The 12,893-nt window shown below is 56.6% G+C and carries 11 protein-coding genes; 5 read left to right on the forward strand and 6 right to left on the reverse strand.

From position 1 onward, the window contains the following. Positions 1 to 68: 68 nt before the first annotated feature. Entirely contained in the window at positions 69 to 1,358 is a 1,290-nt protein-coding gene (locus BN77_RS20560) for an Nramp family divalent metal transporter (RefSeq protein ID WP_007535577.1), read from the reverse strand. Positions 1,359 to 1,556: 198 nt separating this feature from the next. Between BN77_RS20560 and BN77_RS35695 the strand changes: the two genes are divergently transcribed. Continuing rightward, a complete protein-coding gene (locus BN77_RS35695; protein WP_007535579.1) occupies positions 1,557 to 1,847 on the forward strand; it encodes a hypothetical protein in 291 nt (96 codons plus the stop codon). Between the two features lie 132 nt (positions 1,848 to 1,979). Here BN77_RS35695 and BN77_RS20570 read toward each other — a convergent pair whose 3' ends face one another. Further along, positions 1,980 to 3,728, reverse strand: a complete 1,749-nt coding sequence (locus tag BN77_RS20570; protein ID WP_007535581.1) for a protein kinase family protein — start codon at positions 3,726 to 3,728, stop codon at positions 1,980 to 1,982. Between the two features lie 142 nt (positions 3,729 to 3,870). Here BN77_RS20570 and BN77_RS20575 point away from each other — a divergent pair, with 142 nt between their 5' ends. From BN77_RS20575 to BN77_RS20585, 3 genes are read left to right on the forward strand one after another with little or no spacing between them, the layout of a single operon-like run. Further along, on the forward strand, positions 3,871 to 4,974 hold the full coding sequence (locus BN77_RS20575; RefSeq protein WP_007535583.1) for an inositol-3-phosphate synthase: 1,104 nt from the start codon (positions 3,871 to 3,873) through the stop codon (positions 4,972 to 4,974). After that, positions 4,971 to 5,570 (forward strand): histidine phosphatase family protein, encoded by a 600-nt coding sequence (locus BN77_RS20580; protein ID WP_007535585.1) that lies wholly within the window; start codon positions 4,971 to 4,973, stop codon positions 5,568 to 5,570. Before BN77_RS20575 ends, BN77_RS20580 begins: the two co-directional genes overlap by 4 nt. A gap of 21 nt (positions 5,571 to 5,591) precedes the next feature. Next, entirely contained in the window at positions 5,592 to 6,563 is a 972-nt protein-coding gene (locus BN77_RS20585) for a glycoside hydrolase 5 family protein (protein ID WP_007535587.1), read from the forward strand. Here BN77_RS20585 and BN77_RS20590 read toward each other — a convergent pair. The 4 genes from BN77_RS20590 to BN77_RS20605 form a co-directional block, all read right to left on the reverse strand. After that, entirely contained in the window at positions 6,497 to 7,786 is a 1,290-nt protein-coding gene (locus BN77_RS20590) for a Coenzyme F420 hydrogenase/dehydrogenase, beta subunit C-terminal domain (protein WP_007535590.1), read from the reverse strand. The two genes, BN77_RS20585 and BN77_RS20590, sit on opposite strands and share 67 nt — an antisense overlap. Before the next feature lie 115 nt (positions 7,787 to 7,901). Further along, positions 7,902 to 8,927, reverse strand: a complete 1,026-nt coding sequence (locus BN77_RS20595) for a polysaccharide pyruvyl transferase family protein (protein ID WP_425280256.1) — start codon at positions 8,925 to 8,927, stop codon at positions 7,902 to 7,904. Between the two features lie 294 nt (positions 8,928 to 9,221). Further along, positions 9,222 to 9,959: an endonuclease/exonuclease/phosphatase family protein gene (locus tag BN77_RS20600; protein ID WP_007535593.1), complete on the reverse strand. Its 738-nt coding sequence runs from the start codon at positions 9,957 to 9,959 to the stop codon at positions 9,222 to 9,224. A gap of 179 nt (positions 9,960 to 10,138) precedes the next feature. Further along, a complete protein-coding gene (locus BN77_RS20605) occupies positions 10,139 to 11,659 on the reverse strand; it encodes a phospholipase D-like domain-containing protein (protein ID WP_007535595.1) in 1,521 nt (506 codons plus the stop codon). A 200-nt stretch (positions 11,660 to 11,859) separates the two neighbouring features. Here BN77_RS20605 and BN77_RS20610 point away from each other — a divergent pair, with 200 nt between their 5' ends. After that, the gene (locus tag BN77_RS20610) at positions 11,860 to 12,816 is read left to right on the forward strand and encodes a DUF72 domain-containing protein (protein ID WP_007535597.1); all 957 of its coding nucleotides are present in this window, start codon (positions 11,860 to 11,862) and stop codon (positions 12,814 to 12,816) included. The last annotated feature ends 77 nt before the right edge of the window (positions 12,817 to 12,893 follow it).

Below are 12,893 nucleotides of genomic sequence, written 5' to 3' on the forward strand. Positions count from 1 at the left end.
GCTATGCTGACCACCTTGTTGTTTCCGGCGCTCGTTGATTTCGGATCGTTTCGGAGAAACTGGTCGGCTCAAAGAAACCAGGTAACGACCAGCCCAGCACTGGCCGAAAAGATAACTGCAGTCGTGATCCACCCCATGATGTTGATGGCTCGAGAGTTCACCTGATCGCCCATAATTCGCCGGTTGTTGGTCATGAGCAGAATTAACAAGAGGAGAGGCGGTGTCGAGAAGCCCTGAACGATGCCCGACCATACAAGCGCTCTCATCGGGTTAAAGCCCAGGAAATTCATGGCGACGGCAACGGCGGTCACAACGCCGATGATAATGTAGAATGTTGGCGCCTCGCGTGCTTTGGCGTTGAGACTGCCTTTGATTCCGAACGATTGGGCAAGATCGTATGCCGCGCCAGTGGTCATGACCGGCACGGCAAGAAAACCCACAGATACGATACCGGCTGCGAAAAGAAACCCGGCCGCCTCCCCAGCAATCGGCTTCAAGGCTTCAGCGGCCTGAGCGGCAGTCTCAATGTTCACCTGTCCGTTCACGTGAAGCGTCGATGCGGTCGAGAGTATGACGAAGTACATGATAAAATTGGAAAAAGTCATTCCCGCGAGGATCTCGCGTTTGGTTCGGCGAAGGTCCCGCTCGCTGGCGCCCTGCCTCTCCCTCACTGTTGTCCGTCCTTCGGCAATCTCATCCTCGACCTCCTCGTTAGACTGCCAGGTGTAGAGATAGGCCGAAAGCGTCGTGCCAATAATCGCCACGATGATCGAGAGAAATTCCTTGTTGAACTCTACCGAAGGAATAAGCGATCCCCGTAGCGTTGAGGCGAAATCCGGTCTTGCGAGCAAAGCCGCTCCGACATAGGCGAGCAAGGTCACAGCGAGCCAGCGGAAGATGCGGCGGATGAGCATGTAAGACCCTGCTACCTGCAGGCACAGGAGAATGACCGCGACGACGGCAACGATCGCAGGTATTGGAAGTCGAATGGAGAGGTTTATCGCCGCAGCCATGCCGCCGAGATCGGCAGCTGCCTCGATCGTGTTGCCGATGACTACCTCAGCAAGCACCGTCCAAAGCAGCCAACGCGGGTAAAAGTCGCGAATGGCGTGGAACAGCCCCCTGCCCGACACCTGCCCAAGCTTCGAAGACAGATAGACCACCGTGAACATCATTGGCAGCGTGACTGGAGCGGTCCAAAGGATATCTGGTCCAAAACGGGCGCCGGCACTTGCATAGGTGCCGATCGCCGACGGGTCGTCATCCGCCGCTCCGGAGATGATGCCACTGCCGAGAATGCGGCCGAGGCCTCCGCCTTCTTTCTTAGATGAAGCTTCGGTGGCCGCGTCCTCTTTCATCGCTCGGCACACTCGCTAGTCACCGATACCCCGACGGAGTGTGCGCCCCAGTTTTGAACATGGGGCATGAAGTCGTCGTATCGGGTAAATTGCATGTGGGGCCTCCCGCTTGGAAGCACCTAAGCATTAACAGCGCCCAGAGTTCCAACGCCTGCCAGAGTTCCCCAGTCCGTCATGATAGCTTTGCCAGGAAGCTGCTTGCCCGACGGCGACCATGTCAGCGCGACACGCAAAGGCGTCAATCTGCTCAATCGGATAAACCAGGTCGCAATGATGGTTCAGATACACAACATCATCGTCCTCTTGCCGGCACCAAAGCTCGATCCCTCTGGCCGCCTGGATCCTGCACTCGAAACACCGCAAGAACTTTTGGGCGAGCGGATCTCCGTCGGCAAGGGACGCTGCGCCGATTGTCATATGCCGCAGACAGAGTTTAAGGATAAGAACATGCACGACCTGAAGCTCGAACGCTTCTACAAGGTCGGCTAGGTCTTCAACGCCTTCGTCGCGCTGCCCGACGGCCCCACCAAGACCTTTGGATTGCCCGGCATCAAGGATTCTCCATCCTGCCTCCATGCCGGGCGACTGATGATCCCTGCCGACACCGTCGAGTTCTTCAATCTACCGCTCCAGCAGCACCTGAAGTCGACCCAGATAGCGCGCGAGCGTCTTCTCGATCCGCTCTCGCTCCTGGCTCTCGTCGCTTGCAAGCGCCATCGACCATAATCCAATCTGGAAGCCGAGGTAGGCGGCCTCGAAGACGACAAGAATGCCGTCGTCGATGCCGACGTTGCCCTCCTGCGTGACGATATCCACAAGTCGGTCCCGCTCGTTCGCCGAAAGATCAAACTCGACACAAGCACCGGCCACATCCCAGGCAATTGGTTGGCAACCGATCATATCATGCGCGCTGTTGTGATCGAGCGCATCCGTCTTTTGAAGTCTGCCCCCGCTGGTAACCAGCCATTCCCAACGATGAAGGCGATTGTCCGTATCGACGGGAATGAGGTGCCGGACCGAACGGCCTTTTTGCTGCATGATCCGTCCAAGCAGCATCGCAGCTTCGATGCCCTCCACCTCATTCACATTTGTCGTGGCCATCTGACAGAGGGCTTCAAACGAGGCGCCGCCATGGGGTGCCGCAAGATGGCGGGCGCGGAAGGCAAGATAGTTGCCAATTCCTGCCAGGATTTCGTGTCTGTGTAGCCCCGACGTTTCCAGGGGCACACCCTTGACCCATTCTTCAATCAGAAAACCATGGCATGTGCCGACGACAGACGGCGTCAAACCTGCCTCTTTCAGCAAGGCCCCCCTGCGCAATTTCTCCCTATCGCTCCTGCACAGTCCGGCAAATTTGACGTGCCAACTTTGGTCGTCCGCAGTGGCCACGAATTTCAGCTTTTCCATCTGCCGATAGCTCGGAGGCCAATTTTCGGCGCAATCACAATATAGTGCGCGCCAATTCCCGCCGGAGATGTCGCGCAAGGCGTGAACGGGCTGGCCGACAAGTTCGCCAACCCAGTTCTGCAGGCTGCGTGCAGCAGGCGGCGCCTTGACAATCAAATCACCGATTTGAAGGACGTGCTTTGAGCTCTCTTGCCACCGCCTGCGGTGCGCAATGTTGGCATATGCCCCCGGCTCTCCGCCATGACTGGGAAAGAAACTAAGGCGAGACGGCGCAACCCCGTTGACCTCCAACCAATTTGCGACGCTGGCAAACGAGCTGCCAGAGAGGCCAGGCCCCTCATCGACGATCGCAAAATCGACATTTGTCCTGGCCAGGATCTGCTCGGCGAGAGCGGCCTTGACGTTTACCTTTCTACGAAATGGATGTCCGACGGGCCGTAGCGAAAACGCCGGCGATGCGCCCAATGCGGCAGCCACAAGAGCTGCAAGGCTTAAGCCGATGCTGCGAATGCCTATGACAACCGTGTTGGGGGACAATTTTGATTGCAATGCCGCCTCCAAATAGCTTTCGGGATAAACGGCGTAAAAGGCATATCCCTCGGCCTGCTTCATGCGAAGAGGCTCGAGACCACTGACATTGAAGTGCAGCGACGACGTGTCTGTCGCCAGCGACAAGTCACCATCGAAGTGGCCTTGCCAGGAAACCAGGATCGCACGTGCTTGCGCAAATAGGAGTTTGGCGCCAGTCTCCTGAACAGTGGAGACGTCGTCTGCGCCGTTCAGCTCAAATTCCCGATCGGCAAGCCCTTGGATGAGCTCTCCCGTCTCTATGAAAGTTTGAACCAGCAACTCATGGCGACGGCGTCCAGGCGGCGACTGCCTACAGGCAAGCATCGCCGTGTCGATCCTTTTTAGGACGTCGGCTGGCAGCTCAAGCCGCTCGACATCGCCGTACACCAACATCGCGGTTTCCTTTCCGACGGCTTCACCAAACCTTTTGAAAGAGCGGTTGATCCCAAGAGGTAGCCTGACAGCTTGAAAATTTCGGGAACACATGCGGCATTCACTTGTTTGACCGAAGCTTTGTAGATGCCGGAGGTTCACCATGCAGTCTCAACCCATCCGTGTCGGCCTGGTCGGGATCGGCAATTGCGCCTCCTCTCTTGTTCAGGGATTGACCTATTATCGTGACGTTCACGGCAATGAGCCTGTTCCCGGTCTCATGCATCTCGAGCTCGGCGGCTATCATGTCCGCGATGTCCAAATATCGGCAGCGTTTGACGTCGCGGCATCGAAAGTAGGACGCGATGTCTCCGAGGCGATTTACGCTGCTCCCAATAACACCCAACGTTTTGCCGATGTTTCACCTACAGGCGTAACCGTACAACGAGGAAATACGCTCGATGGAATAGGTCGCTATCTGCGCGACGAGATCGAGCTGTCCCCGGAGCCCCTGGCGGACGTGGCAAAAATTCTGCGGCAGACGCGAACCGAAATTCTCGTCTCCTATCTGCCAGTCGGTTCTGAGGAAGCGACCAAATGGTATGCCGAGCAGGCACTTGCGGCGGAGTGCGCCTTCATCAACTGTATTCCCGTTTTCATTGCCTCCAGGCCGGAGTGGCAGCAACGATTTGCCGAACAGGGGTTGCCGCTCATCGGCGACGACGTAAAGAGCCAGATCGGTGCAACCATCGTTCACAGAATGCTGGTCAACATGTTCCGCGAACGCGGCGTGCGTCTCGATCGCACGTATCAACTCAACTTCGGGGGCAATACCGATTTCCTCAACATGCTCGAACGGGAGCGGCTGGAATCGAAGAAGATATCAAAGACGCAGTCTGTGATGAGCCAGATGGACATGCCGCTTTCTGCTGCAAATGTCCATGTGGGTCCAAGCGATCACGTTCCTTGGCTGTTGGACAGGAAATGGGCTTACATCAGGCTGGAAGGCACGACGTTCGGCGGTGTGCCGCTCAATGCCGAAGTCAAGCTAGAAGTGTGGGATTCTCCCAACTCCGCGGGGGTCGTCATCGACGCTATACGGTGCGCCCGATTGGCGCTCGATAGAGGCATCGGTGGTGCGTTGATTGGACCGTCAAGCTACTTCATGAAGTCCCCTCCGCAGCAATTTACCGACGCGGAAGCGCTAAACCGCACGAACGCATTCATCGACGATGTAGAGGACAGGTTTCGCGGAGCAGCGGAATGACGACCACCTTCTTTCTCGTTCGTCATGCTGCCCATGACAATCTCGGCAGTTTCCTTGCAGGGCGCATGAGCGGGATTGGGCTCGGACCGGCCGGTCAAGAACAAGCTGCAAGGGTTGGACAACGACTCGTCCGCGAGAAGATCGATGACGTCTACACGAGCCCGCAGGAGCGCACGCGCCAAACCGCAACTGCGATCACCGAGGCCTGCAGGCTTGACCCGCCGCAAATTAATAACGCCTTGGATGAAGTCGATTTCGGCACCTGGACCGGACGAAGCTTTGTTGATCTCAATCGCGATGTGCAGTGGCAACGATGGAACGCATTGCGCGGCCTCGCACGTGCCCCCGGTGGAGAGCACATGCTGGACGTTCAGCATAGAGTGGTCGCACTGATCGAGAGCCTTGCCGGAAACCGACGGGGCCGGAGAATTGTCCTCGTCTCGCACGGCGATGTCATCAAGGCAGCCGTTACCTATGTGCTTTGCTCCCCCCTCGATGCCTGGGCAAGACTTGACGTGGCGCCCGGCTCCGTAACGGTCCTCATAGTCGGAGACTGGGGAGCAAAAATTGCCGCCCTCAATGAGGTGGTCTCGTGACGTCTGAAACGGAAGAAGCCGATGATCGAAGCCGCAATGATTTGGAATGAGCCGAACAATAAGTCGCATTGGGATCCGCAGATCGATCCGGAGTGGCAGCTCTTTGCGAATATGAGCACGCTTGCCGCCGATGCAATTGCGGCACTCAATCCAAACCTGACCAAGGTCCTTGGCGGAATTTCGCCCATCGATCCTGCCTTTATGGGCCGTATGAAGGATTATGGCGTGTTGGATCATATGGACGCGGTTGCCGTTCACGGTTTTCCACTCGATTGGAACCTTTGGCAGATCGATGAGTGGCCGGACAAAATCGAAGAAATTCGCTCAGTCACCCATCTGCCGATCTGGGTAAGCGAAGTCGGAGTGTCGACTTTCGGCGCCGAAGAAGTGCAGCTTTGGGGACTAAAGCGGACGGCTGAGCTGCTAAAGGGCAAAGTTGAGAGATGCCAGTGGTACAGTCTATATGACCTTCCGCAGGAATGGGAGGCGACCACCCGACACCGAGAGGCCGAGGGGTCCTCATACTATCGACACTATCACATGGGGATATTGCGCCAGGACGGCAGACCAAAACTGGCGTTGGAGGAATTTGCCAGGCACACGCCCGAATTCGGCTTGGTGCAATGGTTCCATTTCGAAGATCCGAGACTGGAAGAGGCGGTTGCCTGGATGAAGAGGCTCGGTGTCAAATCGGTCAGGACCGGCCTTTCCTGGGCCGACCGTTTTCGTCCCGATGCGCTCGACTGGTTTGACCGGCAGATGTTCGCACTTGCGGATTTCGACGTCACCGTGACATTCTGCTTCACTCCCGAACACCGAGGCCTCGCGCCACACCATACCAGCGCCCCCCTTGTTGCCGAAGAATTTGCGGAATTCTGCTGCGAGATGGTTGACCGTTACGCGCCGCGGCAACACTTCGCCCCTAGTCAGTCAGCGTCGGCCCCTGAACGGGTGATTCTATCGACGACACGGCCAATGGGTCCGCGGGAATAGGTAAAGCCTTGATAAAAGGCCGATACGATCCCGGCCCATGCCAGATAAAGCTGCGGACGTCGAAGCAGGCGTGAGAACCAGAAAACGCGGTGGCTCCAGGCGCTTATTTCGTAACGCAGGCGGTAAATCGCTCTACGACGCCACGTCAGACCGCCAATCCCTGCCGCTACTCTCTTGCGGGGCCGCAGGCGAAACCTCAGCCATGTCAGCCGCAAAGCAAGTCCTTCACGGCGCTGCCGAAGCCCGGAAGCCTGTGTTTTAACGACGAACTCCGCATCGACCGTAGACAAGAAAATTCGTCGGGCGGCCATGCCCTTATCGAGAATGCCCAACAGCTCCGGAGAGCGGACGATCACCACATTCGTCCCGCGCCCGTCAGCGGCATAGGGTTCTGCCCAAGCGTCGCCAAAAGCGATGTCGGCAGTTTCGGCAGCCACATCGTCGCAGAAATTGCACGCGGAATTTTGAAAGAAACCGGCTCCCCAGTCACCGTCTGCCAAATGCCACCAGTCGCGGCCAACGACGTCGCCGTTATGCAGTGTCGCCTGCGCTCGATACCAGTTCGCGGGTCTCTCCACACACTTTGCCCGATAATCAAAGTGTTCGACCTCGCGAATTGTCGTACCCATTTGCCAGGCAAAGCTTTCAGCCATGCGGGCGCTCTTCATGTGACCGCAAAACAGGCCGAGCGTGAAGATGATGCGTTCGTTCAACATTGGATCGTTGGCGCATGAAAGCCTCACGGCCTTGATGAAGCAAGGAACGCCAATAACGGCGTATCGGCCTGGCGTGGTCCTGATCTTATCGAGCACTTCGGACAGCTCGACCGGATAATATCGCGATTTGGCACCGGCCTTTAGATCTTCCAAGCTGCGTGAGAGCGTATAGCGAAATAGAGGATTGCCACCATCGGTTTCCGCCACATGGGCTACTGCATCGACCAGACCGCGCCGTAGCAATTCGGCCGCAACCCAGGTGAGAAGTCCGCCGGAGCTGCCGTTGCTGCGAAAATCCCCCTCTTCCACATGGCCGACGAAGGCTTTGTCAAATCGGCCTAGGAATGGGTCGCATGTAGCCGCCGTCGCAAAATGCCTGGCCGCCAGTTCGTCCTCGTTTTCGGCGAGAGGCGAAAACGGGCAAATGCGCGGAAAATCGACCTGTTCCTCGGAACGTCGATCGCCTGCGTCTTTCGGCTTCAACTGGCCATATCTATCGAATTGCATCTGCAAAGTGGATCCAGGTCGCCGCACCGCGCAAGCGCCGCACCCTATACAGAGCCCGGCACGTGCAATGTCACGGGGGCTGAGTGGTGGAGGACACCGGTTCGCCATTGAAGCGCTATTGGACGACATGTTGGAGATAGCTTGCTGAATTGGCGCGCAAGACAAAAATACGCCTGGCAATTGCCGGATCCAAGGGATGATCAAGTATCGTGTCGAGCTGGGAGAAGGTGCTGGTCTCGGATATGACGTATCGCTGCGCGCCCACGATCTCGGCCAAATCCCGCAATTTGTTGATGCGATAATCGGAAATTACGCAGGCAAACGGCTTCTCATAGACAAGGGAGAAGACGCAACCGTGGAAGAAATTGGTCACGACTGCCTTGGCGGATGCCATGAAGCAGGCGAACTCATTCGGACCCGCATCGATCCATTGTTTGTCGGCCCAATCGTTGCGGTAGCCAATGCTGACCAGACGACAGGCTCTCCGGTCTGCCCATTGGCGTACGACATTTTGGAACCATTTGGGAAAACCATGGCCGTAGATCGCGACATGGCGGGCGTTGTCACCGCCTCGCGCTGCCAAGAGCGGTTGCGGAAACTGCAGACATGGGTCGAGGACAAGCTCGGGCTCAACGGCAAGCGCCTCACGGATTAGACGAGCCGAGTTGAGATCGCGCACGGAAATCCGGGAAAACCTTCTAAGTCGGTCCCCCCAAAGACCTCGCAGCCTTGCTTGCGATGCAAAATTTCCGAATGTCGCGGCGTAGGAAACCAGATGATCGGCAATCAAACCTTCTCCAAAGAAGACGGCGCATCCACCGTACCAGGGATGCTTGAGGTTCCAAACCTCGTCGCTGCCGACGATCACAAGCCTAAATTGCTCGGCCTTTGCTGGATCGTCGAGCGGAAACGGACATGACAGCGGCAGTTGGGCTATTGCGCCGAAGAACTTGTGCATCTTTTTCTTGTACAAGCCATAGTCGTTGTGTGGCGACCGCATTGGAAGCAGCGGGCTGAGCGCACAGCGCCATTCCGCACGATCTAGCCGCTTCGATCGATATTCGAGAAGAACTGCGGTAACGCCCATGGTGGCCAACCCCTCCACCAGGCACCGGGCTTGCCAGTATGATCCATAGTTAATGCATCGGTGAAATGTCAGTACGCCGACATCCCCGGAGCGGCCTCGGATTGGCCCACCTGAATTCGTGACGTGAAGAGATAAGTTTGTGGCCGGTGAAAAAGGAACAAAATCGGACATCGTGCTCTCGATTGGGACTGTACAAGGCAGCCCCCGTAATCGGTGGGCGGCAAAAAAATCTTCCATTCTCATTGTCCACGGGACGGGCATCGAACCGAAAACACAAAGAAATGTTCCCCCCATGAATGCGCGACAAAAGCGCTGAGCGGCGGTCCGTGGCCGGTGTTCGGCTATTTGTCAGGTGTTGCTAACATCGATGTCGGCAACAAGCGGAAGATGATCCGATGCTAGGCTCGTGATGCGATTGCGAACGACCTTTGAGGCGACCACCCTTAGGTCGGCGCTCACAAAGATATGGTCAATTCTCATAAGAGGAAACCGCGAAGGAAAGGTTGGTTTCGGTCTCTGATTGCAGGCAAGTTGCGCATCCTGAAATAGCCGGTTTGCAAGACGGTAGGCGGTCGACGACGGAACCGCATTGAAGTCACCGCAGAGGATAGCGGACGTTGGATTAGAGCCGTCGCAGCAAAGCCAGGCCGGACTAAGAAGAGTGCTCATCTGCTGGGCCCGGTCACGCCGTCGAAGCCCGAGATGGGTATTGACGACGAGCAAGTTTCGGTTGGCAAACACCACCTCGACGGAAAGCGCACCACGCGCCTCCCCGAGTGATGGCAATAGGCCGGCCTTGACGGGGTGGGCCGGCAAGGCCGTTATGATGGCGTCGCCGTATTGCTCATCGGCAATCGCCAGCGCCGGATGGAAATGAGCTTCCATTTTGAGCAATGAGGCGATGGTTGTAGCCTGATCGACACCGCCAGTTCTGCGACGGCGGACGTCGATTTCCTGTAGCGCCACGATGTCAGGCTTAGCATCGGCAATGACGGTCGCGATTCGGGCAGGGTCGATCTTGCGATCAGTGCCGATACAGCTATGCACATTATAGCTCAGAATTCTGAGCGCTCTTTGCTCCCGCATGGTCAAGGAACACTGCAGACGTCCGATCGTTCCTGCCCGCAAGTGCTTTGGGCTTTGCCAGCCTTCATCAACTCCTCGTCGCTTGCGGATAGAGTGGCGATTGAGCGCCAGGCCATCACACTAAGGGCCTTTGTGTCCGGACGGTAATTTGCATTTGCCTATTTCTGGCCGGACAGCTCTCAGTCAGTACCCAAACTGCATTTCGCTGCGTCTGTTTTCTTATTGTGCGTGCGCTTGTGAATTTGGTCTTCATTGCGAGCTAAATTGCTTCTCAGGGTCCTGAAAAACAGAAAAATGCGACCAGCGACGCGGCGGCAAAAGGCGCGCGCCGATTGCCCAATCGGACAGGAAGGATCAACAATAGAGGTCGCGAAAACCGGCCCATATTTTTCACCTGTCGGGACAAATGCACGTAAGGTTTTGCGATTGACGTTGAGTTCCTCGATCGCGCCAATGAGTGATCCCTTCCGGTGGGTCGCCTCTTTCACGGCATCGACACTGCAGCCGAAATATTCCGCAACTAGCAAATCGCGCAAGTGCGCAATTGCAAGGCAATGGTCGTGTCGCGATGCCTCAAAAAGAATATCGCATTCGGTATCCAGGCCTTCCGAGCGGTGATTGAGGTTGGAGGACCCCATGCGCAGGAGTTTGTCGTCAGCGATCTGGAGTTTTGAATGTACGAGCAATTCGGCTTGCTCGCACCCGTCGTGAACGACTGGATGGAAGACACGCAGCCGGTTGTTTCGGTCAGCGCGCCGAAGACGCTGAATTATCCTGTCTCGGTTGCCCCCCATAATTGTGTTTTCAATCCACCCGTGAGACGTGGCCGTGCAAACGATGACGATTTCTGGCCCATTCGGCTCCTGTAAGCGTGCGGCAAGCGCTTCGGAAACATTGAACGATGCCAGATACTGCGTCTCGATATAGAGCTGCCGCTCCGCTCTGGCGATCATAGCCATTGTCAAGCGGATCCCCTGTCGCAGGCCGGTCTTGAACAGAGTTGTCGGCTTACTCACTGCGAGCTTGACCGGCACATCGGATAGCGTGACGGCTGACCCATTCAGCCAATCGGGGACTCTCTTAATCGCCACGGCGTCGTATGTTTCACCGGTTGCATCGCGCCATCGCTGTCTCGCCACTTTTGATATGAGAGCCGCAGCCTCGCCAGTCACCATGACCTGCAAATCATGGAGCGGATCGTAGGCTACGCCTTCAGGATCGCATCTCAGCCGATCTCGCACTTTGTGATGGTACGTGTCCCACCGTCGCGAAGTAAGATCGATTCCGCCAATGAATGCCGCGGTATCGTCCACACAAACAAGCTTTTCATGGTGACAGCCGCGCACGGCTGGTTGAAAGGCGAAACGCAGATCGATGCCACCATTTTGCGGAAAGTTTGCCTTGGAGACCACACTTAGCGATTTTTTGGAATAAACCGGGCCGAGAGCCCAGATCAGAATTTTTATCTGGAGGTCAGGATTGGCCCGCGCACAGCTTTCCAGCAATTCTCCGAGCGTCTGATTGGAGCTTTGCGGTTCGAGGAGAATATTCGGATTGAAGTCCCATCCGACGATCCATATCCTCCTTTGTGCTCGGCGCAAGGTGTCTGCCAATTGCGAGAAATACTGACTGCCGTTGATCAGAAAGGCCGCTTTCTCGGCGGTGCCTTCCAGCTTGATCTCGTCGATCTCCGAAGTCATTCGTGGTCGTGCCTCACTACGCGCCTGATCCTGTCGTGGAATAAGCTGCTGAAAAAGTTCAGCTCTAACGCGTTTGACGTCCTCTAGGTTCCTGAATTTTATACCTCGGACCCGCACTTGCTCTTTTGGCAAGCGCGAGTTGACGTTCAATCCAGATCCCGAAGCGCGGAACAAGTGCTTTGCCTTGCAGTTCCTACCGCATGGCAAAAGCCGGCATTATCAGGATTGGCATCTCTGGATGGACCTACAGGCCCTGGCGCGGCGTCTTCTACCCCAAAAACTTGCCGCATAAGCAGGAACTCACCTATGCTTCGCGGCAATTTGCATCGATAGAGATCAACGGCACTTTCTATGGACTTCAACGTCCCGAAGTTTTCGAAAGCTGGCGCGAAGAGACACCGGACTGCTTCGTCTTCGCGATTAAAGGCTCACGCTACATTACCCACATGAGAAGGCTCCGCGATATTGAAACACCGCTCGCAAACTTCTTTGCCTCAGGTCTGTTGCGCTTGGGACCGAAGCTTGGGCCGATCCTTTGGCAGTTTCCTCCCCGCATGACTTTCAACACTCAGCTTTTTTCTGCGTTTTTTAAGCTGCTGCCTCACGACACGATTGCCGCGGCAAGGCTTGCCGCGAAACACGATGAACGGCTCAACGGCCGCGACTGGGTGGAAGCCAACGGAAAAAGGCCCGTTCGCCATGCGGTGGAGATTCGACATGAAAGCTTTGCCACTCCCGACTTTATCCACTTGCTGCGCGAACATGGCGTGGCACTCGTTTGTGCCGATACGGTCGAGTGGCCTTTGCTGATGGATGTTACTGCCGATTTCGTTTACTGCCGGCTTCACGGGTCGGAGGAGCTCTACGTCAGCGGCTATGATGAGGAGGCCCTGAGCAATTGGGCACATATGATTAATGCTTGGGCCCACGGCCACGAACCGACAAATGCTGCTCGCGTGCTTGCACCCTTGAAACGACGCACCGGCGGGCGGGACGTTTATGTCTACTTTGACAATGACGCGAAGGTGCGCGCTCCGGCAGACGCGAGCGCTCTGGCCGAACGGCTGGGAGTTGCCGCCACATCGTCACAACGGCCTCAGAAGAAAAAGTGGTCGAAACTGGCCGAGAAGGCCGGCGCGCGTGGTTCGGCGCCTTGACCCGGGGTCTCGACAGCACCGGTATTCGCTGTGCTGCGATCGCGCGCCCTCACCATCGGCGAACAAGTCCGATCGCT

It is taken from the genome of Rhizobium mesoamericanum STM3625, assembly GCF_000312665.1.
Classification (GTDB): Bacteria; Pseudomonadota; Alphaproteobacteria; order Rhizobiales; family Rhizobiaceae; genus Rhizobium; species Rhizobium mesoamericanum.